The organism is Thermoactinomyces vulgaris (assembly GCF_005886755.1).
GTDB classification, from domain to species: Bacteria; Bacillota; Bacilli; order Thermoactinomycetales; family Thermoactinomycetaceae; genus Thermoactinomyces; species Thermoactinomyces vulgaris.
This window is the reverse complement of record NZ_CP039710.1, coordinates 1,419,689-1,443,286: the sequence shown is the minus strand read 5'-3', so window position 1 is coordinate 1,443,286 and position 23,598 is coordinate 1,419,689. Positions and strand designations below refer to the sequence as shown.

21 protein-coding genes and 1 pseudogene are annotated in these 23,598 nt (G+C 48.9%); 7 read left to right on the top strand and 15 right to left on the bottom strand.

The window, feature by feature from the left end; translation table 11 throughout:
• Window positions 1–26: 26 nt before the first annotated feature.
• From catA to hemE, 5 genes and pseudogenes are all read right to left on the bottom strand, one after another.
• Window positions 27–716: pseudogene (catA, locus tag FA954_RS07320) on the bottom strand (type A chloramphenicol O-acetyltransferase); the annotation flags it as partial.
• A 200-nt stretch (window positions 717–916) separates the two neighbouring features.
• Window positions 917–1,675: a hydrogen peroxide-dependent heme synthase gene (hemQ, locus tag FA954_RS07315; RefSeq protein WP_062843337.1), complete on the bottom strand. Its 759-nt coding sequence runs from the start codon at window positions 1,673–1,675 to the stop codon at window positions 917–919.
• Window positions 1,676–1,696: 21 nt separating this feature from the next.
• The gene (gene hemY / locus FA954_RS07310; protein WP_138614956.1) at window positions 1,697–3,103 is read right to left on the bottom strand and encodes a protoporphyrinogen oxidase; all 1,407 of its coding nucleotides are present in this window, start codon (window positions 3,101–3,103) and stop codon (window positions 1,697–1,699) included.
• A gap of 14 nt (window positions 3,104–3,117) precedes the next feature.
• On the bottom strand, window positions 3,118–4,053 hold the full coding sequence (hemH, locus tag FA954_RS07305) for a ferrochelatase (RefSeq protein WP_138614955.1): 936 nt from the start codon (window positions 4,051–4,053) through the stop codon (window positions 3,118–3,120).
• Window positions 4,053–5,084 (bottom strand): uroporphyrinogen decarboxylase, encoded by a 1,032-nt coding sequence (gene hemE, locus FA954_RS07300; RefSeq protein WP_037996082.1) that lies wholly within the window; start codon window positions 5,082–5,084, stop codon window positions 4,053–4,055. Before hemE ends, hemH begins: the two co-directional genes overlap by 1 nt.
• Before the next feature lie 339 nt (window positions 5,085–5,423).
• Here hemE and FA954_RS07295 point away from each other — a divergent pair, with 339 nt between their 5' ends.
• Together FA954_RS07295 and FA954_RS07290 are read left to right on the top strand one after the other, a co-directional pair.
• Entirely contained in the window at window positions 5,424–7,706 is a 2,283-nt protein-coding gene (locus FA954_RS07295; RefSeq protein ID WP_138614954.1) for a nitric-oxide reductase large subunit, read from the top strand.
• Window positions 7,707–7,879: 173 nt separating this feature from the next.
• Window positions 7,880–9,169, top strand: a complete 1,290-nt coding sequence (locus FA954_RS07290) for a hypothetical protein (protein WP_049720171.1) — start codon at window positions 7,880–7,882, stop codon at window positions 9,167–9,169.
• 67 nt (window positions 9,170–9,236) lie between these two features.
• Here FA954_RS07290 and FA954_RS07285 read toward each other — a convergent pair whose 3' ends face one another.
• Entirely contained in the window at window positions 9,237–9,476 is a 240-nt protein-coding gene (locus tag FA954_RS07285; protein ID WP_037996800.1) for a DUF2249 domain-containing protein, read from the bottom strand.
• A gap of 178 nt (window positions 9,477–9,654) precedes the next feature.
• Between FA954_RS07285 and FA954_RS07280 the strand changes: the two genes are divergently transcribed.
• The 4 genes from FA954_RS07280 to FA954_RS07265 all read left to right on the top strand — a co-directional run bounded on the left by FA954_RS07280 (window position 9,655) and on the right by FA954_RS07265 (window position 12,884).
• Window positions 9,655–10,185 (top strand): DUF2249 domain-containing protein, encoded by a 531-nt coding sequence (locus FA954_RS07280; RefSeq protein WP_049720172.1) that lies wholly within the window; start codon window positions 9,655–9,657, stop codon window positions 10,183–10,185.
• A gap of 5 nt (window positions 10,186–10,190) precedes the next feature.
• Window positions 10,191–11,459, top strand: a complete 1,269-nt coding sequence (locus FA954_RS07275; protein ID WP_121874412.1) for a hypothetical protein — start codon at window positions 10,191–10,193, stop codon at window positions 11,457–11,459.
• On the top strand, window positions 11,450–11,749 hold the full coding sequence (locus FA954_RS07270; protein WP_049720174.1) for a metal-sulfur cluster assembly factor: 300 nt from the start codon (window positions 11,450–11,452) through the stop codon (window positions 11,747–11,749). Before FA954_RS07275 ends, FA954_RS07270 begins: the two co-directional genes overlap by 10 nt.
• A gap of 184 nt (window positions 11,750–11,933) precedes the next feature.
• Complete coding sequence (locus FA954_RS07265) at window positions 11,934–12,884, top strand: multicopper oxidase domain-containing protein (RefSeq protein ID WP_138614953.1); 951 nt, start codon at window positions 11,934–11,936, stop codon at window positions 12,882–12,884.
• Window positions 12,885–12,932: 48 nt separating this feature from the next.
• Here the strand turns inward: FA954_RS07265 and FA954_RS07260 are convergent, their stop codons facing one another.
• Both FA954_RS07260 and FA954_RS07255 read right to left on the bottom strand, forming a co-directional pair.
• On the bottom strand, window positions 12,933–14,030 hold the full coding sequence (locus FA954_RS07260) for a TIGR04053 family radical SAM/SPASM domain-containing protein (RefSeq protein ID WP_138614952.1): 1,098 nt from the start codon (window positions 14,028–14,030) through the stop codon (window positions 12,933–12,935).
• 116 nt (window positions 14,031–14,146) lie between these two features.
• Window positions 14,147–14,917 (bottom strand): methyltransferase domain-containing protein, encoded by a 771-nt coding sequence (locus FA954_RS07255; RefSeq protein ID WP_138614951.1) that lies wholly within the window; start codon window positions 14,915–14,917, stop codon window positions 14,147–14,149.
• Between the two features lie 703 nt (window positions 14,918–15,620).
• On the opposite strand from FA954_RS07255, the gene FA954_RS07250 reads away from it, so the two are divergent.
• On the top strand, window positions 15,621–16,058 hold the full coding sequence (locus tag FA954_RS07250) for a cupin domain-containing protein (RefSeq protein WP_049720202.1): 438 nt from the start codon (window positions 15,621–15,623) through the stop codon (window positions 16,056–16,058).
• Window positions 16,059–16,115: 57 nt separating this feature from the next.
• Here the strand turns inward: FA954_RS07250 and FA954_RS07245 are convergent, their stop codons facing one another.
• The 7 genes from FA954_RS07245 to hmpA all read right to left on the bottom strand — a co-directional run bounded on the left by FA954_RS07245 (window position 16,116) and on the right by hmpA (window position 23,365).
• Window positions 16,116–17,054, bottom strand: a complete 939-nt coding sequence (locus FA954_RS07245; protein ID WP_049720178.1) for a COX15/CtaA family protein — start codon at window positions 17,052–17,054, stop codon at window positions 16,116–16,118.
• 35 nt (window positions 17,055–17,089) lie between these two features.
• Complete coding sequence (locus FA954_RS07240; RefSeq protein WP_138614950.1) at window positions 17,090–18,010, bottom strand: heme o synthase; 921 nt, start codon at window positions 18,008–18,010, stop codon at window positions 17,090–17,092.
• Window positions 18,011–18,025: 15 nt separating this feature from the next.
• Complete coding sequence (locus FA954_RS07235) at window positions 18,026–18,319, bottom strand: cytochrome C oxidase subunit IV family protein (protein WP_062843331.1); 294 nt, start codon at window positions 18,317–18,319, stop codon at window positions 18,026–18,028.
• The gene (locus FA954_RS07230; protein WP_049720179.1) at window positions 18,316–18,936 is read right to left on the bottom strand and encodes a cytochrome (ubi)quinol oxidase subunit III; all 621 of its coding nucleotides are present in this window, start codon (window positions 18,934–18,936) and stop codon (window positions 18,316–18,318) included. The genes FA954_RS07235 and FA954_RS07230 overlap by 4 nt, the downstream gene beginning before the upstream one ends.
• Window positions 18,937–20,841 carry a cbb3-type cytochrome c oxidase subunit I gene (locus tag FA954_RS07225; RefSeq protein WP_049720204.1) on the bottom strand — a complete coding sequence of 635 codons (1,905 nt, stop codon included), beginning with the start codon at window positions 20,839–20,841 and terminating at the stop codon, window positions 18,937–18,939.
• A gap of 62 nt (window positions 20,842–20,903) precedes the next feature.
• Window positions 20,904–21,806 (bottom strand): ubiquinol oxidase subunit II, encoded by a 903-nt coding sequence (locus FA954_RS07220; protein ID WP_037996822.1) that lies wholly within the window; start codon window positions 21,804–21,806, stop codon window positions 20,904–20,906.
• A gap of 332 nt (window positions 21,807–22,138) precedes the next feature.
• Window positions 22,139–23,365 carry an NO-inducible flavohemoprotein gene (gene hmpA / locus FA954_RS07215; protein WP_037996825.1) on the bottom strand — a complete coding sequence of 409 codons (1,227 nt, stop codon included), beginning with the start codon at window positions 23,363–23,365 and terminating at the stop codon, window positions 22,139–22,141.
• Window positions 23,366–23,598 lie beyond the last annotated feature (233 nt).

The window sequence follows — 23,598 nt, the reverse complement described above, 5'->3', positions numbered from 1 at the left end:
CTGTGTGCCCGGAATTCAGGACGAAAAAAACCGGCTGTGAAAAGTACAGCCGGCTTTTTTGGAAAAGATCAAAGCCATTCCTCCGGATGATCCGCCCATTCCTGAACGGCGTTCATAAACATCCCCGCATGATATCCATCACATACCGCATGATGAACTTGCAATGCCACCGGCAAGCGGATGGAACGGCCGTGACGAATCCATTTTCCCGCCGTGACAATCGGCAGAAGATAATCCCGCTGATTATGGATATTCAAGTTAAACCCTGTAAAGGAAGTCCATGGAATCATCGAAACAGAAAAAGCGTTTTCCGGGATCGGTGTTTTGGGAAACAATTTTCCCGAACCGCCATATCGCTCCACATCAGTCAGGTATAAACGGTAAAATGCTTTGAAATCTCCTTCTGCCATTGTCCAAATGCCCGAAAACATTTCCGACTCCCGGTCGAAAATCGTGTACAGCGGATGTAATTGATCCCAACAGCCAAATTCCCGCTTATGGTTGTAACCCATTCGGAAAGCAGGATGTGAATTGACCACGCGGGTCACCACGTAAAGAAACACAGGGTAAAATTTAAATCCCTTTTGTTTGATCCTTGCATACAAAGCAGTGATATCTATTTCCGTGGTCATGCTGAATGTCGTTTGTTGGTTCAAAAAATGATGAAATGTTTTTTTTCTTTCCCATTCATTCCAATTCACTTTATGAAAGTTCATTGAATCCGCCTCCTGAATTTTTATCGGGTGTAAATTCAGGAGGCGGACTTGTCTGCTTTCTTCATCCGTACCACCTTTTAGAGAAATTCTTTTTTATTCTATCATAACCACCCATTGCGGCCGAAGTCATTTCATCATCAAAAAAAGGATGACGGACCTCTTTGTCCATCATCCTTATAACAAGATCAAGCGGGTCGGGTTTATCCGTTTAAACCTTCCAACAGCAAAGCGTTCAAATCTTCCTGTGTCAAGTAATTTCCCACGTAAAACGGGCCAAATTCACCGAAACGTGCGCTCGCTTCGTCAAAACGCATTTCGTAGACAAGCTTTTTGAATTGCAACGGGTCTTCGCCGAATAAGGTGACACCCCATTCCCAATCATCGAAACCGACCGAACCGGTAATGATTTGCCGCACTTTCCCGGCATAAGAACGGCCGATCATGCCGTGGCTTTTCATCATTTCTCTCCGGTCTTCCATGGAGAGCATGTACCAGTTGTCTTCCCCGTCTCTTTTTTTGTTCATCGGATAGAAGCAGACATAACCGGATTTGGGCATCATCGGTTTTAAGCGTCTTTGCACCGACGGATCCGTTTCCGGATCGACATGGGGCGGAATGGTGTAAGCGCCGAGTTCCACAACGGAAATATAAGAATAAGGGGTGGTGGTGACTCCCGCAAAACGCGTTTTGTTAAATTGATTTTTGACTTCGGTCAATTCTTCCAACGTGGGACGGAAATGAACAAACAACAAATCCGCTTTGGTACCGGAAATGGCAAATAAGGCAAAGCTTCCTTGTTTATTTTCTTCAACGGATTCATATTGCTTCAGGATTTCATTCAGCTCGCGCACCGCTTCTTCTCTTTCGCCGGCACTGAGTGATCTCCATTGATTCCAGTCGATTGAGCGAAAATCATGAAAAGCATACCAGCCTTCATACGTTTCCACTGCTTGCGCCATCTTTTTTCACTCCTCATCTGATCAAGCTGATAAATATTCTATCACATCTCGGACGGCTTTTTTTCCGTGGCTGATGCAATCGGGAATCCCGGATGCACCATAACTGGATCCTGCCATGAAAATGCCCGGATAATGGATGGACATCTGTTCCTTTAATTGCTTCAACCAATCCGGAAAACCGACGACAAATTGCGGCATGGCCTTCTTCCAACGTGTCACATGAGTGAACTCGGGCTCTCCGTGAAAGGCGGTGATCCGTTTCAGATCGGAGAGAACCACCTCAACAATTTCCTCATCCGACTTGTACACGATCTCTTCATCGCCGGCACGCCCCACATAACAACGAAGCAACGCTTTGCCCGGCGGGGTGGTGTGCGGCCACTTTTTGTGCGTCCACGTGCAGGCGGTGATGGTGTAAGGCTCGACACGCGGAATCAAAAAGCCGGTTCCTTCTTTGGTTTTGGGGGCTTCTTCCTCCGAAAAAGCCAGCAGCACCGTCGCCACTGAAGTGGGCCGGTCATTCAGCGGCTTCAAAAAATCAGCTTGCCCCAACATTTCCCGGTTCACTTCATGCGGCAATGCCAAAATCACCGCATCCGCTTCCAAGGGCTCTCCTTGCTCCAAATACAACCGGTACTTTTGCTCCTGTTTTTCCACCCGCTTCAATTGTTCTCCTTTGATCACCCGGACTTCCTGCAATTGTGCTTCCAATTCTTCGACCATGGATTGAAGCCCGTTTTTCAACGTGAGAAACGCGCCTTTGGGTTTGTCGGATTTGGCTTTCGGCGGACGCATCGATTTCATTCCCAGGATCATGCTGCGGTATTTTTTCTCCATCTCAGCATATTGCGGGAAGGTGGACATCAAGCTCATCTGGTCAATGTCGCCTGCATAAATCCCCGATAGCAGAGGTTCGATGATCCGGTCCACCACTTCGCTTCCCAGGCGGTGGCGGAAAAACGACCCCACGGACCGGTCAGCTCCTTCCGCCACATTGGAACGGGGAAGAACCAGGTCGGCCGCGGCACGGACTTTGCCGGCCGGGGACACCAAAGGAGTGAGGGCAAACGGCATGATCCGGGTCGGGACTCCCATCACTGCCCCTTCCGGAATCGGCAACAACTCATCCTTGTGCAAGATATATGCTTGTCCGGTTTGATTCCGGACCAATTGATCTTCGAGCCCCAAATCTTTGGCCAATTCGAACGCGCTTTTCTTTCGCTCCAAAAAGGAGTCGGGCCCCTGCTCCATGACAAAGCCGTCCCGGACCAACGTTTTCACTTTTCCGCCCAGACGGCCGGAAGCTTCCAACAAAGTGATTTGCCACTTTTGCCCCTTCTCTTTTAATGTTTTTTGTAAATAATAAGCCGCGGACAAACCGGTCATCCCTGCTCCGGCTATGACGACATGTGGTGTTTGCACGTTCATGACAAATCTCCTCCTCAAGTGGTCAGGCGCTTCTCCACCACATCGGCAAGGCAACGGATAAATTCCGGATCGACATTGGGCATCGGCGGACGGTAATAGTTGGCGTTCAACTCATCCGTCAATTGTTTGCACTCAATATCGTTGTCATAAAGCACTTCCAAATGATCCGCCACAAAGCCGACCGGGCAATAGACAAACGAACGATATCCTTTTTGTTCGTACAATTCCCGGGTCAAATCCAGCACATCCGTTCCCAGCCAAGGCTCCGGCGTCCGGCCCGCGCTTTGCCAGCCCACCGCATAGTGTGGAATTTTCGCTTCTTCGGCAATCAGCTTGGCGGTTTCCGCCAATTGTTCCGGATAGGGATCCCCCGTTTTAAGAATCTTCTCCGGCAGGCTGTGCGCCGTGAAAATCACCACCGTTTGGTCACGCTCTTCTTCCGGGATGGACGACAAAGTTTCTTGAACCCGTTTTGCCCATAAACGGATAAATCCCGGATGGTCATGCCAACTGTCCACCGTTTTGATCTTCGGGCCGCCCAGTTTTTCGGCTTCCTGGTTTGCGCGGTCATTGTAAGTTTGAATGCTGAGAGTGGAATAGTGCGGTGCCAGCACAATGCTGACCGCTTCCTCAATCTGATCCTCTTTCATTTTCCGGACCGCCTCTTCAATGAACGGGTACGTGTGTTTTAATCCCAAGTACGCTTGAAAAGTCCGGTCCGTAGACCTGGAATTTAACTCCTCTTCCAAAGCTTTCATTTGTTCTTCCGTAATGCGTGCCAGCGGGGACACCCCGCCGATCATTTCATATCGCTGTTTCAGATCTTCCAACAGTTCGGCAGGCGGCTTTCTGCCGTGGCGGATATGGGTGTAATAAGGTTCGATTTCCTCAGGACTTCTCGGGGTTCCATACGCCATGACGAGCAAACCGGTTTTCTTAGCGATGGTCATCACCTTCTTGTATATTGATGGACAAATTCAGTCAATTTTTGAAGCGTTTCCACACGAACATCCGGAAACACACCGTGGCCCAGATTAAAAATATAGCCCGGCTGTTTCATTCCCTGATCCAAAATTTCTTTGGCCCTTTCTTCGATCAATTCCCAAGGACCCATGAGAATCGACGGGTCAAGATTTCCTTGCAAAGCTTTTTCGACCCCTTGTTCCCTGGCAAAACGGATCGGCGTCCGCCAATCCAGACCGATCACATCCACCGGCAGTTGATTCCATGCCTCCAGGAGATGACCGGCTCCGACTCCGAAATAGATGACGGGAACATCAGTTTCTTCCTTTAATTTACGGAAGATCCGCTGCATGACCGGAGCCACATAGGTTTGGTAGTCCTGTTGGTTCAAGGCACCGACCCAGGAGTCAAACACTTGTACGGCATGGGCACCTGCTTCAATTTGTCCTTTCAGGTAATTCACGGTCATGTCGCCGAGTTTCGCCATCAACTGATCCCAAGCAGAAGGTGCCGAATACATCAATGCTTTCGTTTTGTGATAATTTTTGGAAGGTCCGCCTTCCACCATGTAACTGGCAAGCGTAAACGGCGCACCGGCAAAACCGATCAAAGGAACGGAAAGCTGCTCATTTAAAATCTGAACCGCTTCTAAAATGTAAGGCACATGCGTCTTTGGATCCAGCTCTCCCAAACGGCCGATCTCCTCTTCCCCCCGGACCGGGTTGGAAATCACGGGACCGGTTCCCGGTTGAATGGCAACTTCCACCCCGATATGTTTCAGCGGCGTCATAATATCCGCGAACAAAATGGCGGCATCCACGCCCAGCTGTTCGACCGGAAGCGAGGTTACTTTCGCACAAACCTCGGGATTTTCGCTCATCTCAAAAAAAGAATATTTCCGGCGGATTTCCCGGTACTCCGGCTGGTACCTTCCTGCTTGGCGCATATACCAGACAGGAACATAAGGGGTGTCCTCTTTCCGACAAGCTCTCAAAAAGACATCATTCATTTGACCCATATTTATCTACCTCTTTATGGTTCAATACTGCAAACCTCTTTACTAAGTTTTTACCCAAACCAACTCTTTCACATAAGTAAAACGGCAATAACAGATTATATATTCCCTGAACATCCATCCCAATATTTTCCTGATGAAAACATAGCGAAAGAGTGTTTGCCTCTGCACATTGTTAATGATATCACAATATATTTTTTTGCCAAGCGTTTCCCGATTTTCTTCATAAAATGTCCAGATTCTGTCTTCCCTTCCGTTCTTTTTCTTCTTTTGTTTTTGAATAAAAATGCTTGGTTTCCAAAAAATAGTACCAGCTTAAAAACGGATCAGGAGGATTTTGACATGCGATATTCCCGGCTTTGGACCGGTCTTGGACTGGTGATTCTGATTTCATTCGCCATTTTGGGATATTACGGGGGAAGAATTTATCAAACCATGCCCCCGGTTCCCAAAAAGGTCGTGACCACAACCGGCAAGGTTTTATTCACCGAAAAAGATATCAAAGAAGGGCAAAACGTTTGGCAATCCATCGGCGGCCAGGAATTGGGAACCATCTGGGGACACGGCGCTTATGTGGCCCCGGATTGGAATGCGGATTGGCTGCACCGGGAAGCCGTGTGGATGTTAAACCGATATGCCGCGGATCAATTCAAAAAACCGTATCAGCAACTGGACGATGAGAAAAAAGCCATGCTTCAAGCCCAATTGAAAAAAGAAATCAGAACCAACACCTATCAACCGGAAACCGGCAATCTCGTCATTTCCCCTTTGCGCGCCGAGGCGGTTTCCCACATCAGCCGGCACTATTCATCATTGTTTGGCAGCGATCCGAAACTGGATGATTTGCGCGAAAAATATGCCATTCCCGAAGGGACCGTCAAAAATCCCGGGCGGATGAAATCCTTAAACGCCTTTTTATTCTGGTCAACCTGGGCATGTGCGACGAACCGTCCGGGAAGTGACATTACTTACACCAATAACTGGCCGCATGAACCCCTCATCGGCAATCATCCCACCGGGGAAATGGTACTCTGGTCGGTGGTCAGCTTCGTCCTGTTGCTGGCCGGCGTAGGCGCTCTGGCTTGGTATTATGCCACGCAACAACACGATGAAATTGGATCGGAAGATCATTTTCCCGAGAAAGATCCTTTGCTTGCCTTGTCTCCCACTCCATCCATGAAAGCAACGCTGAAATATTTCTGGGTGGTCGGTATATTATGGGTGATTCAAGTGGCGTTGGGAGCCGTCACCGCGCATTACCAGATTGAAGGAAGCGGTTTTTACGGGATTCCCATTGCCGAATGGATTCCCTATTCCATCACCCGCACATGGCATACCCAACTGGCCATCTTCTGGATTGCCACGGCTTGGATCGCCACCGGCTTGTTTGTGGCCCCGGCGGTCTCCGGCCGTGAACCGAAACACCAACGTCTGTTAGTCAACATTTTATTTGTCTGCTTAGTGATCATTGTCATCGGCTCAATGGCCGGACAGTGGTATGCTGTTCAAGAACGGTTCGGGCTGAAGTCCAACTTCTGGTTCGGTCATCAGGGATATGAGTATACCGATCTGGGAAGGTTTTGGCAGTTATTTTTGACCATCGGACTTTTCCTTTGGTTGTTTTTGATGTTGCGGGCAATTTGGCCGGCACTGAAAAAGAAACAAAACGACAGACATTTGCTCATTTTGTTCATGATTGCATCCACCGCCATTCCCTTGTTTTACATCCCCGCCCTGATGTGGGGTCAACACACGCATTTGGCCATCGCCGAATACTGGCGCTGGTGGGTGGTCCATCTGTGGGTGGAAGGATTTTTTGAAGTGTTTGCGACCGTTGTCATCGCCTTCCTGTTCACTCGCATGGGACTTTTGAGAACAGCCACCGCAACCGCTTCCGTTTTATTTTCTACCATTGTTTTCTTGTTCGGCGGGATTATCGGCACATTCCACCACCTGTATTTCAGCGGAACGCCGATCGGGGTTTTGGCGTTGGGTGCAACCTTCAGTGCCCTTGAGGTCGTTCCGCTCGTGCTGATCGGGTTTGAAGCGTATCAAAATTTAACCCTCACCCGGGTCCGCCCCTGGGTGCAAGCCTATCGATGGCCCATATACTACTTCATTGCCGTTGCTTTCTGGAACCTGACCGGTGCCGGATTGTTCGGGTTTTTTATCAATCCCCCGATCGCCCTTTATTACATGCAAGGTTTGAACACCACCTCCGTACACGGGCATACCGCTTTGTTCGGTGTGTACGGCATGCTCGGGATCGGATTGATGCTCTTCTGTTTGCGCGGTTTGACCCAACCATCGATTTGGAAGACCAAAGCGTTGTCGTTCTCGTTTTGGACCATCAACATTGGACTGGCGCTCATGGTTCTTTTAAGCCTGCTCCCCATCGGCCTGATGCAAACATGGGCCAGCGTCGAACACGGAACCTGGTACGCCCGTTCCGCCCAATTCATGTCGCAGGGGATCATTCACACCTTTGTCTGGCTCCGGACCATCGGAGACACCCTCTTTGCCATCGGTGCACTTGTCCTCGGCTGGTTTGTCCTGGGGCTGAAAACCGGATGGTCCCTGACGGGAAAACGCCTTCCTTATGCTGAGAAAACAAAAGATGTATAACCACCCCGTCTCCCTGCTGTTTCTACATGCAGCAGGGATTTTTCTGTGTCATGTTGTTTTATTTTAAAATCATCCGTTGAATCTTTTATATAATTCTATTTATAATTAATAAACAAAGGTAATATTATGCAATTTTTGTTTATTTTTATAACTAAATGAAAGGGGGAGCGGACTTGACTTTCTATCAAATTTTGTCAGAACCGGTCCGATACATCCCGTTTGATCTCGGCGCCCGGCTTTCCCCGGAATTATTCGAAGAAATCAGCGCTTATCTGTCCAAAAATTTTCAAGTATCCCCGTTGACGAAAAGGGAAAAAGTGATTTTGTATGAAAAATGTATCTGCACCAAAATCACCGATCAATTATTTTTATATATTTTTCAAACCGGAATCGGGCTGTTTAAATACTATTCCAAACCGCAAATTTACATCGGAAACATGACCTTTGCCGCGAGGTATCTGGAAAAAAGGAAAAAATCCCACCAAAAAATTCTCAATTGGACCCATGACATTTCTCCCGTCATCTATGTCATTACCAAAGAGTTGAGGGAGTTGGTAAGAAAACACAAGAAAGAGCTTCGACCCAGCGCTTCCTCGGGTTGGGAATACAACGGACTTTCTTACGTCATGACCATGGTTTTTTTCAGCCCGCTTCAAGGCAATGTGGACACCTCCCGCTTTGACCGTCTGCCCCGCTTTTTGCAAAAAGGGATTCCCGCCATTTTAAAACCGGATTTAATCGGTTATGATGATTCCAATGAACTTTCAAAAATGAATGCAAAAAAAGAGAAAGTGTTGGAATACCTGGAAAACATCCACTCGACACCCGTGGACTACGATGACCGGAAGCAGCTCATGATTTTTATGAGTTGGGCCGCCGTCATCATCTTTGGAGAATTTGATGATTCAGACAAAGAGATTTATGAATTGATTGAATTGAATTTGCAACATTACTGGTTCTACTTGTATTGCCTGGATCAATGGCTGCCTATTGAAAAAGATGAATTCAAACAACTGAATTTGTCCATCGATCAATGCATCAATTTAAAAGTGGAAATCGATGATATCCCTCTGATCATCCAATATACGGACGAATCCCGTTTGCCCGAGCGGTTTAAACCCATGGTCGACGGATTAAGCGAGACAAGCCGTATCCATCAATTGTTGGAAGCGTTGAGCGAAAAACTCGATTCATGGATTGAACTTCTCTCCAATGAAGAAATGCGCCGGGCTGAACAGCGCAAAGAGGAAGCGCAAAAGAAATTTGCCAAAAATGCCGCTCTGGCCTTGTATACCATTGCCTTCATCGAAATCACGCCCGACTTGTATGATTTTTTTAATTACTTGGTGGAAATCAGCGGATTTAACCTCGTACCGGTTCAACTGCTGTTGACGGCACTGATCCTCGTTCTTTATGCGACCGGAGCCGTGATTATTTTTAAAAGCGGGGTGACATCTGCTTGAAAGGGGATCACGCTTCAAGCAGTGATCCCCTTTGGCACATCATCAAGAAGGATGGAAATATGAAATGTCAACCTTTTTTGCTGATCGCCACACGCCAGACCTCCGGGCCTTCCTCCAAATACTCCCACCCGAAAGTCTCCGGCCTTTCCATTTGAAACTGATAATAGAGTGGTTTCGGATCGTGGTCGTTGTATAACAACATCGCTTGTCCGGGCTGTAACCCGTCAAAGGTTTCAAAAATAATCCGGTGCTTGTCCTTCGGTTCATATTCTCTTGCATCGACGGTTGCCGCAAAGGAATGTTCCAATGCTTTACCCTCCTTTTATTGATCGGATTCCGCATTTATTTTAGTCCGCTTCTTCCGGAATTTCTGTGATATTTCCCACTTTTCCCCGGAAAAACAAAACCCGGATTTTGATGTGATTTTGGTCACAACCTCCCGGACCGTCCTTCTATATAGTGGGAACCAAAGGAGGGATTCACTGATGAAACAACCGAATCAACCCGTCGTGGAATTGGATGTCCGTGAGGACTTAAGGAAAAAAACTGAGCCTTTTCAAAAAATCATGGGCGCTGTGGCCTCATTGAAAGAGGAAGAACAGTTGCTTTTGCATACAACCTTCAAACCCGTTCCATTAATCCGGATGTTAAAAATGAAAGGTTTTCGGTGTGATGCCACCAAGCTGGCCCCGGATCACTGGACTTGTCTTTTTTATAAGAAAAACGGGAAAACGATCGAGGAAAAGGCGGAACCGCGGCCCCAAACCGGGGAAAACATTGAACCTCAGGTTTACCGCTTGGACAACCGGGGACTTCAACCTCCGGAACCGATGGTCCGGACCCTGAATCAATTGGAAAAAGCCGCACCCGGTGATCAAGTGATCATTCACAACGACCGGGTTCCCGTGTATCTGTTGGAAGAGTTGGACCGGCTCGGCTTCACCTGTGAAGTGGAACAAAAAGAGGATGGTTCCGCAGAGGTTACCATTTTCAAGCCCCGGACGGACAGGAAGTGAAAGGGATGAAGATCCATGCCGATTCGTCATCACTGAAAATCCCGCTGTGCTTTATCATTACGGGGATCTTGGAAATGACCGCGTTTTTCATCACAGCGGTTTTGTTCCAGTCTGACATTCATGTGACGGCACCCCGCTCCCCGTACGGATGGGGATTGACGCATCTCTTCGTCCTGGGGTGGGCATCCATGATTGCCATGGGAGCGGTGTACCAACTGGTTCCGGTGGTTCTCAACCAATCACTCTTCAGCCAAAGAATGGGGGGACTCCATTATGTATTTTATCTGGTCGGCCATACCGGCTTGATCTTCGGCTTTTTCTTTTTTAACCCCCGCTGGATTGCCGTTTTTGGCACGCTCCTGTTTCTGGCCATATTGCTTTTTGTTCTCAACATCGGCATCACGCTGCTTCGGGCCGGGCAATGGAATCCGGTCACCCTTCATGCGGGAAGTGCGCTGGTTTGCCTGATCTTGACCGCTTCAAGCGGCATGTTCATGGGTTTTGATTTTACCCTTGGGAAGTTGGGTGTAAGCCATGACCAGCTTCTTTACACCCATATCTGGCTCGGAGTTGCCGGGTGGTTCGGCAATCTGATTATCGGTTTCAGTTATAAACTGTTGCCGATGTTTTCCATCTCTCACAACCATCCGGTCCAATGGCAAAACCGGACATTCATTCTCTTCAATCTGGCCGTGGCCGGCGGGGCTTTAAGCAACCTGACGGGGATTGGACCGTGGAGCCGGTTTTCCATCATGCTCTTGGCCGTGGCTTTTTGCCTTTACGTTTACGCATTGCACCAGATCCGCCAAGCCGGGATCAAGAAAAATCCGGGAGCCGGCATTCATTTCACCTTGAGAGTCAATTTATTGACGGCGCTCTGTCTTCTTGGGTTTGCCGTTGGTTCCTTTTTCGTTTCCCAACCGTCCTTTTTCATCCTGACCGTCTGGATCGGTTTATGGGGATGGGTCTACCTGACGATCATCGGTTATTTGTCAAAAATCGTGCCTTTTTTATGGTGGACCTTTCAATACGGCAACCAAGTCGGAAAGAACAAAGTCCCGCTTCTTTCTGAAATGATTCAGGAGAAGAAATTGAAACGGGCACTTTATGTTGTGGGCTTTGCCTTTTTGGGAACGGTGCCCGGGATTGTCACATCATCCACCTTTCTTTTTCAAGCCGGATTCCTTCTGTTTTCGCTTTCCAGCCTGTATGCCATCTCCACCATCGGCAACGTCTTCACTTTCAGGTCAAAGGAGGAAAAAGCATGTGTTTAACCCGTGAAACCGTCATCGAAAGACTGAAAGAAGTTTATGATCCCGAGTTGGGCGTCAATGTGGTGGATCTCGGGCTGATTTACCGAATGGACATCAAAAACGGCCATATTTTCATCGAGATGACCCTGACCACCCCCGGATGCCCGCTTCATGACACCATCGTCAACGGGGTAAAAGCCGCATTAAGTTCATTGCCGTCCGTGGAAAGCGTGGAAGTGGACGTGGTTTGGGATCCCCCGTGGACACCGGAGAAAATTTCCCCGGAAGGAAGAGAATGGCTTGGCTTTTGACCCGCCCTTCATCAACACATCACTGCAGCGTTTGTCTTCCGGCAAACGCCGCCCGCCCCTCCCGGGGCACCAAAAGAAACATCCCGCCAAAAATCCGGGAATCCCGGCAGTCTCAACGACTTATTTGTGAAATAATGCACATTTGCAGAATTTGACACGACCAAAGAATACGTGGTGATCATCAATGAAAACTATAAACTTTCTCTCTGTTCTTGTGATTTCATCGCTTGTCCTGTCCGGTTGTTCCATTGTGCCAAAAGAAGAACCGGAAACACCCCCGGAGAAAACCGAACCTGCCGTACAACGGGAGAACGCATCGCCGGTCCCGCCGAAAATCACCCGGGACGGGAAAAAAGTCCGTATTGAAATGACCGCACAAGTGACGGACGTCGAAATCTCCAAAGGCGTGACTTACAACGCCTGGACTTTTAACGGCACCGTTCCCGGCCCGGTGATCCGGGTCAAAGAAGGGGACACACTTTTCTTCACCTTAAAAAACAAAGATCCGAACCTGCCGCATTCGATGGACTTTCATGCCGTCCATGCCGCCCCCGACAAAAAATTTGCAAACGTGATGCCCCGTCAGCAAAACACCTTCACCTATTCCGCCGATACCCCCGGCGCCTTCATGTACCACTGCGGAACCGACCCGGTCCTGCAACATGTTGCCAACGGAATGTTCGGCATGATCATCGTTGAGCCCAAAAACGGCTATCCGACCGATGCAACGATCGACCGCGAATATGTCATCGTCCAAAGCGAATGGTATCAAGAAAATGACTTTGGTGCCATGACCAACGGCATGCCGGAATACAATGTGTTCAACGGCAACGATTATGCTTTGAAAGAACAACCGCTCCATGCAAAAGCCGGCGAACGGATTCGGTTGTATGTGCTCAACGCCGGGCCGAATGAAGTTTCTTCCTTCCATGTGATCGGCACCACCCTGGATACCGTATATTTGGACGGAAATCCCCGCAACCGGCTACATGGTCTGCAAACCGTGCAACTTTCGCCGAGCGCGGGCGCCGTGATCGAACTAACCGTCACGGAAGAAGGAAACTATCCTTTCATCAGCCATCAGCTCCGGCAAGCTTCCAAAGGCGCCAAAGGAATCATCCGGGTAACCCGGTAAAAAAGAAAGGGACTTCCGACCTTGGAAGTCCCTTTTTCTTTGGTTTTTTCATGTTTCCGGCCGAAACGCTGCCGGAATGTAACTGCAGGAGGGATCGCTCTCCAGATAATCCCCGGTCAACGCATAAGCCCGTGACCTGGACCCTCCGCAAATCTCCTTGAATTCACAAACCCCGCATTTACCTTTCAGCTTCGATTTATCCCGCAAGTTTTGCATGACGGGCGACTCGCGGTAAATTTTCCACAACGGTTCCCTCCGGACATTCCCGCAAACCACCGGCAAAAAACCGCTGGGATACACTTCGCCGATATGACTGATAAACACAAATCCGTCTCCGTCATTCACGGCTTTCGGCGCTCTTCCCAAAACATCTTTTCGTTTGCCTGCTTGTGAAACGCCCGTTTCCTGCTGTCGCCGGGACTCCTGTAAAAAGACACGGCGATGGTGCGGCGCTTCCGTCACTTTGATATCATAAGGCATCGTTTTTTTGAGCTCGTACAGCCATTTCATCACCGATTCATGCTCCTCGGGGGAAATCATGTCTTTTTTTAATCCCCTCCCGGTGGGGACCAGGAAGAAGACACTCCATAACACCGCTTCCATCTCTTTGACTGTGTCCGCAATCTCCGGCAAATCTTCCAGATTGTATTTGGAAACAGTGGTATTGATTTGAAGCGGAATCCCCAATTCTTTCAGATATTGAATTCCTCTAATGGTCAAATCATAAGATCCTTTGGTTCCCCGGAAAAAATCATGGATCTCGGCACATGAACCATCCAGGCTGAAGGCCCAGCGGGACAATTTGGCTTCTTTGGCTTTTTCCACCGCCCGGCGGGTCACCCTGGGGGTGGCGCTGGGGGTGATGGAAACGGGTAAGTTCTTTTCTTCAATGGCATATATTGCCAATTCAAACAAATCCGGGCGCATAAATGGATCGCCGCCCGTAAAGACCAACAAAGGCGAATCCATCATCGCAATCTCATCAATTAAATGTTTTCCCTCTTCAAACGAGAGCTCTCTCGGATCCCGGCGGTACTGGGCCTCCGCGCGGCAATGCAAACATTTCAACGCACAAGCCCGGGTGACTTCCCATATCACAATAAACGGATTCACGTTGTAATCCCTTGGTTTTGCCCATGCCTTCATCCCATCACATCCCTTCCAGCTTCATCTTAGCCAAAAAAACGATTTCTCTTTGTGAATAAGATCACAAAACAAAAAAGAGCTTCCCCACAGGAAAGCTCTTCTTCCCATGCAAACCATCATGGTTCCTCCTTCGGTGTGCAAACCAAACAAAAAACGCGATGTGGTATCTTAAGTGTCTCCTCATAATTCTTTTCCAGGAACTCTTTGAACTCATGGTCAAACCTGGCGATTGCATCCGGCGGGAGACTGGCCCCCACCCCTGCGCTTGCCCGGATCCGCCCCCGCCACGCCTCTTGGCTGTATGGAATCATAAGATCAAACGTGAAAGACTCGATACCGGAAAATCCGCCGATCGCCACTTGCGTGAACCACGCCTGATAAACCCCCGTTCCCCCAGCCCCTTGCCAATCCGGATTATACGACAAGATGAGCTTTTCCGTTTTTTCCACAATATTTCCTTTCAGCGGCAGCCAATCCAGGTGGATGATCGCCAGTTTTCCGTGCGGGCGCAAAACACGGCGCACTTCTTTTAACACTTGATCCGCTTGAAACCAGTGCCAGCACTGCCCGGCGGTCACCACATCAAATTCGGAATCCGAAAAAGGCAACGCCTCTGCCCGGGCGATCACATATCGGGAATGGACCCCTTCTTGTTCATCCAGCTCCCGGGCTTCTTTGATCAGCTCTTTGGAAATGTCTATTCCGGTTACCCGGGCCCCTTGCTTGGCAAATTTCCGGGCGAGATACCCGGTTCCGGTCCCGAGATCCAGCACGGATTGTCCCTTGAGACCCACTCCGTACTTTTTAAGACGGTCATATAATTCATCCGGATAACCCGCCCGGTACTTTCGGTAATCGCCGGCAGTCAGGCCAAAATCCACTTTCATCTTTCCGCCTCCCAAACCTGTGATTAAATCGAACTATTGCCGAACCGCATTTTTCCTATTCCGTATTTTTTGTAAATAATGAATACAACCCTGTTCCGTGAACAATCGCAAATTCTGCCACTTTCAGTTTAGCAAAAGAAAAACAAACAAGTCAGTAAACCATGCACCATAAACATCCCGAAAGTCCCTCCCAAAAAAATGAACAAAATGGTTTTCTTCCCAAACAGAAAATATTTTGACAAAAAAACCCGATCCTTTTACGAATAACTCTTTGGGAACTGGTTTCATTGCTGATCCAATCTGTAAAAGAAACGGAGGGATAAAGATAGAAATCCTATATTTAATTTTGATCTACGCCGTACTGTCATCGATCTTCCTATTCGGGGCTATCACTTTTGGAAAAAAGTTGAATTGGGAACCCAAATCGGCCTATATTTTGGCTAGTATCCTGGATAGTGTTTTGCTTATCATTTTAATCATTTTGTATTTAATTTGAAACATTTTGACAAAAAAAGACCTCACATCACGAGGTCTTTTTCTTTTGCGTTCACTCTTTGATTTCAAAAACACGGAACATCTGCCCACGGATCCCCATATGTATAATGTGAAATCACCTTTGAAAAAAGCATGAATACCTTTGAAAGGGATGAGCAACGTGTATCACTACATGTATCCTCCTTATCCGTATCCTTATTATGCTCAAATGCCTGATCCGTCCAACCCCAACAGGGTCCGGTTCGAAGATCAGGGAAAAAAACCTTTTGTCATCAATATCGAACAAGCGGCTGAACAAAACCAAACGTTTCGCACGGCCATCTGGACGGGAGATCATTTGCAGGTGACTTTGATGAGCATTAACCCCGGGGAAGATATCGGCCTGGAAGTCCACCGCAATGTAGACCAGTTCTTGCGCATTGAAGAAGGCCAGGGCTGGGTGCAAATGGGACCGCAAAGAGACCGGTTAAATTTCCAAAGAGCCGTGTTTGAAGATGATGCCATCATGGTTCCGGCCGGCACATGGCACAACATTATCAATACGGGATATCAGCCTTTGAAACTCTACAGCATTTACGCCCCGCCGGAGCATCCGTTCGGCACGGTTCACCGGACCAAGCGGGATGCGATGGAAAGAGAAAGATGATTTTCCCCAAATAAAAACAGGCCACCATGATAAGGTGGCCTTACTCTTGCCAATCTTTCATAGTCTGTTTCTTCTCTGTGGCACGGTTTTAAAAGCCAGCCAACTCAACAGGCAAATGATCAGGCTGGGAAAGGTAACATGAAGCAGGAAGGCCGCCAGGCTCAGTCCGGTGTAAATCAACAAACCGCCACTTAAAAACTGCAAGACGATCAGGATTAACATGGCCCGGCAGATGCCCCACAAATCCTTTCTTTCCTGACGCATCCGGTAAGCCAACACGCTCAGCCGGAGGATCATCAAAAGAAGGACAAAACCTGAAAGGCGGTGAACCCAGTCAATCACCAGCGCATGCCGGGCGATTTCATAAGGTTCCGTCGGCACCGGCCATCCTTGAAAGAAAGAACCGGAACCGGTAAATGAGACATACGCCCCGAAGTACACCACGAAGAAGAAATATATCACCGCGAACCAGGCCCATTGTCCCAGCTTTTTCATCCCGGCCGGATCCGCTTCCTTTTGGTGGCGTGACGGGTCCACCTCGTTTCGGTACAACCATCCCGTCCACAAAAACAATCCCACCACCGAAGTGAGAGCCATCCCCATATGAAAAGCCAACACCCACGGCGGGTTGTCAAAAAGAACCGTCAACGCGCCCAATACCGACTCCCCGATAAATCCCGAAAAACAAATGCCGATAATGATTCGCATCGCTTTCCGGTCCCGGTATCGTGTCCAGGAGAGGACGGTCAACACGATTAAGAGGATCATGTCAACCAGGACACTCACCCGGTGGGTGTATTCAATGGCAACATGCTTATCCCATTCGCTTGGAATCCATTCCCCGTTACAGAGGGGCCATTCTTCGCCACAACCAAAAGTGGACCCTGTCTTGGTGTCGACAAAACCGATGAGATTGACCAAAAACAACCCGATCAGCGTGATGAGCGCCAACGGATAAAGTTTTTTCCGATGGCGGAAAATGGTTGCCGTTTGCATCCTCTCCCTCCCTTCTTAGAAAAAAAGGAGAAATTTTATATCAATACATCCATGGCCATGGCAGCAAACAAAACCGTCAAATAAACCAATGAAGCCCGAAAAGCCCGTCTCGCCCACAGGATCTCGTCATCCGGTTCACGCCACATCCGAATCTGAGCCGCCAAAAAAGCCAACCCGGCAAAGACGGCCGTGACCAGATAAAAACCACCAACCGCTCCGGTCATCGCCAATCCCAAAGAAACAGGCAAAAGAAGCACCGTATAAACCAAACATTGCCGTTTTGTGACACGAAAACCCCGGACTGCCGGCATCATGGGAACGTGCGCCAAGCGATACTCCTCATTTCTCACCATGGCCAGCGGCCAAAAATGAGGCGGCGTCCAAACGAAGATTATGGCAAACAGCCAAACGGCCGTCCAACCGATTTCCCCCGTCACCGCAGCGCATCCCACCATCGGGGGAAGAGCGCCGGCTCCGCCCCCGATGACAATGTTGAGCGGTGTTCTCCGTTTCAACCACACCGTGTAGATCACGGTGTAATACAAGTAGCCGGCCAGCGCCAAGAGTGCGGAAAGCCCGTTGACGAAAACGGCCAACCAAATCAGGGACAACAATCCCAGACCCAATCCGAACCAAAGCGCGGATTGCGGACGGATCCGCCCGGTGGGAAGCGGACGTTGAATGGTGCGTTCCATCAGTTGATCCATGTCACGGTCGTACCACATGTTAAAAGCGGATGCCCCCGCGGCACACAACGCCAAACCGACCGACATATGAACCAAGGTCCAAACCTCCGGCCATCCCCCCTCGGCAACGATGGCGGAACAAAGCGCCGAAAAAACCATCAGGAGTACAATCCGCGGTTTGGTCAAGGCCACATACGCCTTGACCTTATTGATCACCGCAGGAAGCAACCGGGTGTCTGATGAAACCGCATGAACCGATGGAGCCGGCATTTTCCTCACCCCTTATTAAAAGTAACTGAAGGTCATCACCCAAATGGATCCGGCTATCACGGCAAACGTAAACACAAATCCCAGCGAAATGGCGATGGTATGATAAGCCGGCCCTTTTTTTTCATTGATGTGCATAAAGAAAACCAACTGAATCAAAATTTGCAAGGCGGCCAACACCAGCAAGACCGTCAAGGTCCCAACCATGGAAAGCGGGGAACGGACGGCAACCCCGATGGCCAAAAGTGTGAGCACGATCGATCCGATAAATCCGATCACATGAGACCAGGGGAAACTGCTTGTTTTTTTCATTCAATCACCCCCACCAGATAAACCAGCGTGAAGATCAGGATCCACACCACATCCAAGAAGTGCCAGTAGAGTCCCGCGTTTGTGAATTTCCTTGCCGTGGCCGGATTGATGGATTGGCGCTTCAGCTGAACCATCACAGAGGCAAGCCAACCCATGCCCAGACATACGTGAAGTCCGTGGGTTCCAAGCAGTGTATAAAATCCGGACAAAAACGCGCTCCGCTGCATGGTGGCCCCTTCGGCAGCGTATTTGACAAACTCACTGGCCTCAATCCCGACAAACGCCAATCCCAAGGCGATCGTGGCGGCGATCCACCCGATCATGGCATTCAACCGGTGGTTTTTCATCGCGTGCATCGCCAAACCACAGGTGAAACTGCTGGTCAAAAGCAGGATGGTTTCCAGCGTGAACAGCGGAATTTCAAACAGTTCGGCCGCGGACGGGCCCCCGTCGGTATGCGTACGCAAGACAAAATAAGTGGCGATGATGCTGGCAAATAGCACCAAATCCGACGCAAGGAACACCCAAAAGCCCAGAACATAACGGTCTTGATCCTCGTGATGTTCATGGTCATGCGCTTGGTGATCCAAAACAGCTTGTTGTTCCGTCGCTCCCATTTACGACACCCCCTTGGCAGTCGCTTTTTTGATTTCATCGACGGGAATGAAATAACCCTCATCCTTTTCCAACGAGCGCCACAACATACATGCAATGATCCCGATCAACCCGATGACCGCAATGGTGAATTGACTGAACACCAATCCGAATCCGCCGATAAAGAAGGCGATCGACATGAGGAACGGAATGGGCGTATTTTTCGGCATGTGGATCGGTTTGAGTTTTGAACCGGTTTTCAAACTGTCCCGGTTGCCCCGTTTTTTCTCCCACCAGGCGTCAAAACTGCCCACTTCCGGGATTTGGGCAAAGTTGTAATGCGGTGCAGGGGAAGGAATCGACCATTCGAGGGTGCGGCCGTCCCACGGATCTCCGGTTGTGTCCAACTCTTTATGGAACAAGCTGTAGACAATTTGAGCACCGATGAACAAGAAACCGGCTCCCATCATAAAGGCACCGATGGTGGAGACAAAGTTGAGATCTCCCCAACCCGATTCAGCCGGGTAAGTGTACACGCGCCGGGTCATGCCCATGAATCCCAAAGCGTATTGCGGCATGAAGCAGACATAAAAGCCGATGTTAAAGAACCAGAACCCCCATTTTCCAAGCTTCTCGTTTAATTTGAAGCCAAACACTTTCGGCCACCAGTAATACATTCCGGCCAACAGTCCGAAGACGGCTCCTCCGATCAAGACTTGATGGAAGTGGGCAATGAGGAAATAACTGTTGTGGAACTGATAATCCGCCGGTGCCATCGCCAGCATGATTCCGGTTGCCCCGCCCACGACAAAGCAAGGAATGAAAGCAAGTGCCCACATCATCGGCAGGGTCAGCCGGATGCGTCCTCTGAACATCGTAAACAGCCAGTTAAACACCTTCACACCCGTCGGAATTCCGACCGCCATGGAAGCGACGGCAAAGAAACTGTTGACTCCGGGGCCGGCCCCCATCACAAAGTAATGGTGTGCCCAGACGAAGTAACTGATCACGCTGATAAGCATCAGCGACATCACCATCGATTTGTAACCAAAAATGCGTTTCTTGCTGAAGGTGCTGATCACTTCCGACAAAATTCCGTAAACCGGCAGGATGGCAATGTATACTTCCGGGTGACCCCAAATCCAGAACAGGTTGATATACATCATCGGGTTCCCGCCGCCATCCATCGTAAAGAAATGGGTATCAAAAATCCGGTCCAACCCGAGAAGCGCCAAAGCCACGGTCAAGGCCGGGAAAGCGAAAATAATGATGATGCAAGACCCGAGAACCGACCAGGGAAACAGTGGCATTTTCATCAAGGTCATGCCGGGTGCCCGCATTTTCAGGATCGTGACGATAAAGTTGACACCGGTTGCAATGCTTCCGATTCCTGAGATCTGGAGCGACATCAGGTAGTAGTTGATTCCGGGGCCCGGACTGAAATCCACTTCGGATAACGGCGGATAAGCCACCCATCCGGCGTCCGGCGCACCGCCCAGAATAAAGGAAAGATTAAACAGCATCGCACCGAAGAAAAACAACCAGAAACTGAGTGCGTTCAAGAAAGGAAATGCGACATCGCGTGCCCCGATTTGAAGGGGAACCGCAATGTTCATCATGGCAAAGATCATCGGCATGGCCACAAACAAGATCATGATCGTTCCGTGTGTGGAAAAAATTTCGTTATAATGTTGCGGATCGAGAAAGTGCATATTGGGCGCCGCCAGCTGAATCCGCATCAACAGCGCATCCACGCCACCGCGGAACAACATGATCAGGGCGCAGATCAGATACATCACCCCGATTTTTTTATGGTCCACCGTGGTCAGCCATTCGCGCCACAACCAGCCCCACTTTTTAAAATATGTCAGCACAAAGATGATCCCGAGCAGAACAACCAAGGAAGCAACCGCTGACATTTGAATCATGGGGTGGGCGTTTTTCAGGTAATCAACGATTTGCTGAATCACTGTTGGATCCCACCTTTCCGTTATTCATGAACAGGTTCATGGCGAACGTCCATATCATGTTTGTCCCAATAGATTCCTCCGTTTTTATCCACGATTTGTTTGTAAAGTTTGGGCGGATAAGACGAGTACGACTGCTCTTTTGCCAAACCCGGCTGTTTCAATTGATCATATTTTTCTCCTGTGAAAGCAGGTGCGGATTTCTTCACGCTTTCTGCCCATGCATCGAATTCCGCCTGCGGTTTGGCAATCACTTCAAAATTCATGTGGGCAAAGCCTTTTCCGGTAAAGTTGGCTCCTTTTCCTTCATACACACCGGGTTTGTCGGCTTGCAACCAAAGCGGCATCTCCATTCCCGGCATGGTGTACAATTGCCCGCCCAATTCCGGAACCCAGAAGGAGTTCATGGGGGCATCTGAAGTGAGCACAAATTGAACCGGAACCCCTGCCGGAACGGGTGCATGGTTCACCGTGGCAATGTTTTGTTCCGGATACAAGAAAAGCCATTTCCAGTCCAATGAAACCACTTCAATGGTGATCGGCTTGTTCGGTGAAGGTTTTTTCGTCAATCCATATGTGTCCCGAACCGTTGCCACACTCAAGATGGCGACAATCACCACCGGAATGGTCCACCAGATGATCTCCATGATTTTGCTGTCATCCCACTCCGGACGGTAGGAAGCTTTATTCCCCGGTTTGTCCCGATACCGGTAAACCACATAGAAGAAGAACAGCATCACCGGGATCACAATCAAAGACAGCATGAGAACGGACAACTTGATCAGATCATACAGAGTCATGGCGACCGGTCCGGACGGATTAAACATGACATAACGGTCATCGCATCCTGTCAGCAATAAAATGAGAACAAATCCCGGTACCGGCAAAAGCTTTCTCAGTCTGTTGGATGCCCGCAATTTCTTCAACAATTCTCCCTCCCATAACACTTGGAATGTCACTGGCTGATGAGTCCAATTCTCCAGATTTTGTGACAAACATCACAAATGAAGGGTTCATAAAAATGATTCATGTCCTTGTGTCTCTGGTATGAATTCCTCCTGCCTGTATTTCATTTTTTTGTTACACCTTCACTTTAAACGGGGCGTTGCGCCGCTTTTGTGATTCACATCACATAACGGATGTCGTTCACAAAATGGCGACAAAATGTTTGACACTTTGTCAATTTCTTTTCTTTGCCACGGCTTATAAGCTCTGCAAACAAAAAAACCACCCGTATCGGGTGGTTTTCATTTTCCCGTCATGAACCGGCATCTATGGTGTCAAGCGGGCGAAAAGCTTCATAATGAATGCGGCTTTCATCCACATTCATCTCTCGGAGCGCCGAATAAACAACTTCCATAAACGGAACCGGACCGCACAAATAAAAATCGGCACCGGTATGGTCCACCACGGACTCCAGCCACTTTTTGTCAATCCATCCCTCTTTGTCAAAGGATTTTTCCGCTCGGTCCTCTTCGGTCGGCGATTCATAAATCACATAAGATTTCAGCCGATCACAAGTTGCCGCCAAACGGGCCACATGCTCTTTCATTGCATGGTGTTTGCCGTTTATGGCCGCATGAATGCAGGTTACATCCCGGTCCGGCTGTTTTTCCACCAAGGTGTTCAACATGCTCATGAGGGGAGTGAACCCGACACCTCCGCTGATCAACACGACCGGGTTCGTGGATTCGGTATCCAAAACAAAATCACCAGCCGGCGAACTGAATTCAAGCACATCCCCTTCCTGCACCTGTTCATGCAACCAGGTGGAAACCACGCCGGGAGGATTTCCATCCCGGACATCTTCCCGTTTCACGCTGATCCGGTAGGTGTCCTTTCCGGGAGCATCGGACAAACTGTAATGGCGGTGATGCATGTATTTTTCACCCGGAATCTTTGCCCGGATGGTCAGATACTGTCCGGGACGGAATGAAGCAAGGGGCTTATTGTCTTTGGGTTTTAAATAGAAGGAGGTGATCACCTCGCTCTCCTTCACTTTTTTCACCACCACAAATTCCCGGAAACCTTCCCAATTGCCTTCTTCCGATTCCGTTTGTTCATACAACTTTTGTTCGATTCCGATGAATTGATTGGCGATGTAATCATAGGCCTTCACCCAAGCCTGGATAATCTCATCCGTCGCTCCGTCCCCCAACACATCTTTGACAGCCTCAATCAGCGTTTCGCCCACCACAGGATATTGTTCCGGTTTGACCCCGAGCGCCCGGTGTTTATGGGCGATTTTCATGATGAGTGGTTGGATGTCCTCCAAACGGTCGATATGCTCCCCGCTCACATAGACGGAATGCGCCAAGGAACGTTGCTGCAAACCGCGTTTTTGGTTACTGTGGTTAAAAATATGGAGCAACTCCGGATGACGGGTGAACAATAATTCATAAAACCGTTTTCCGATCGCTACACTGTTTTCTTTCAGTACCGGAGCCGTTGTTTTAATGATTTCCATCGTTTTTGCATCCAGCATTTATAAAAAGCCTCCTCCAGCAAAAATCCCCTTTTATTTTAGGCAACCATTCATGCTTCCTTGTCGTGTGTTTTTCTTCATCCCGACAACATAAAAAATAACAAATTATATAAAATGATTTATTAAACATTATAAACATTGTCATATGAACAAAATGTGATCTGGATCACAAAAATGCAGGTGTTCACAGAACGTTGACAGAACCGAAAACGCTTTGTTGTTGACGAACGGGG

Coding starts and splice junctions, on each gene's coding strand:
- hemQ (WP_062843337.1), bottom strand. CDS start 1,675: ATGGCGCAAGCAGTGGAAACGTATGAAGGCTGGTATGCTTTTCATGAT.
- hemY (WP_138614956.1), bottom strand. CDS start 3,103: ATGAACGTGCAAACACCACATGTCGTCATAGCCGGAGCAGGGATGACC.
- hemH (WP_138614955.1), bottom strand. CDS start 4,053: ATGACCATCGCTAAGAAAACCGGTTTGCTCGTCATGGCGTATGGAACC.
- hemE (WP_037996082.1), bottom strand. CDS start 5,084: ATGGGTCAAATGAATGATGTCTTTTTGAGAGCTTGTCGGAAAGAGGAC.
- FA954_RS07295 (WP_138614954.1), top strand. CDS start 5,424: ATGCGATATTCCCGGCTTTGGACCGGTCTTGGACTGGTGATTCTGATT.
- FA954_RS07280 (WP_049720172.1), top strand. CDS start 9,655: ATGAAACAACCGAATCAACCCGTCGTGGAATTGGATGTCCGTGAGGAC.
- FA954_RS07275 (WP_121874412.1), top strand. CDS start 10,191: ATGAAGATCCATGCCGATTCGTCATCACTGAAAATCCCGCTGTGCTTT.
- FA954_RS07270 (WP_049720174.1), top strand. CDS start 11,450: ATGTGTTTAACCCGTGAAACCGTCATCGAAAGACTGAAAGAAGTTTAT.
- FA954_RS07265 (WP_138614953.1), top strand. CDS start 11,934: ATGAAAACTATAAACTTTCTCTCTGTTCTTGTGATTTCATCGCTTGTC.
- FA954_RS07260 (WP_138614952.1), bottom strand. CDS start 14,030: ATGAAGGCATGGGCAAAACCAAGGGATTACAACGTGAATCCGTTTATT.
- FA954_RS07255 (WP_138614951.1), bottom strand. CDS start 14,917: ATGAAAGTGGATTTTGGCCTGACTGCCGGCGATTACCGAAAGTACCGG.
- FA954_RS07250 (WP_049720202.1), top strand. CDS start 15,621: ATGCCTGATCCGTCCAACCCCAACAGGGTCCGGTTCGAAGATCAGGGA.
- FA954_RS07245 (WP_049720178.1), bottom strand. CDS start 17,054: ATGCAAACGGCAACCATTTTCCGCCATCGGAAAAAACTTTATCCGTTG.
- FA954_RS07240 (WP_138614950.1), bottom strand. CDS start 18,010: ATGCCGGCTCCATCGGTTCATGCGGTTTCATCAGACACCCGGTTGCTT.
- FA954_RS07235 (WP_062843331.1), bottom strand. CDS start 18,319: ATGAAAAAAACAAGCAGTTTCCCCTGGTCTCATGTGATCGGATTTATC.
- FA954_RS07230 (WP_049720179.1), bottom strand. CDS start 18,936: ATGGGAGCGACGGAACAACAAGCTGTTTTGGATCACCAAGCGCATGAC.
- FA954_RS07225 (WP_049720204.1), bottom strand. CDS start 20,841: ATGATTCAAATGTCAGCGGTTGCTTCCTTGGTTGTTCTGCTCGGGATC.
- hmpA (WP_037996825.1), bottom strand. CDS start 23,365: ATGCTGGATGCAAAAACGATGGAAATCATTAAAACAACGGCTCCGGTA.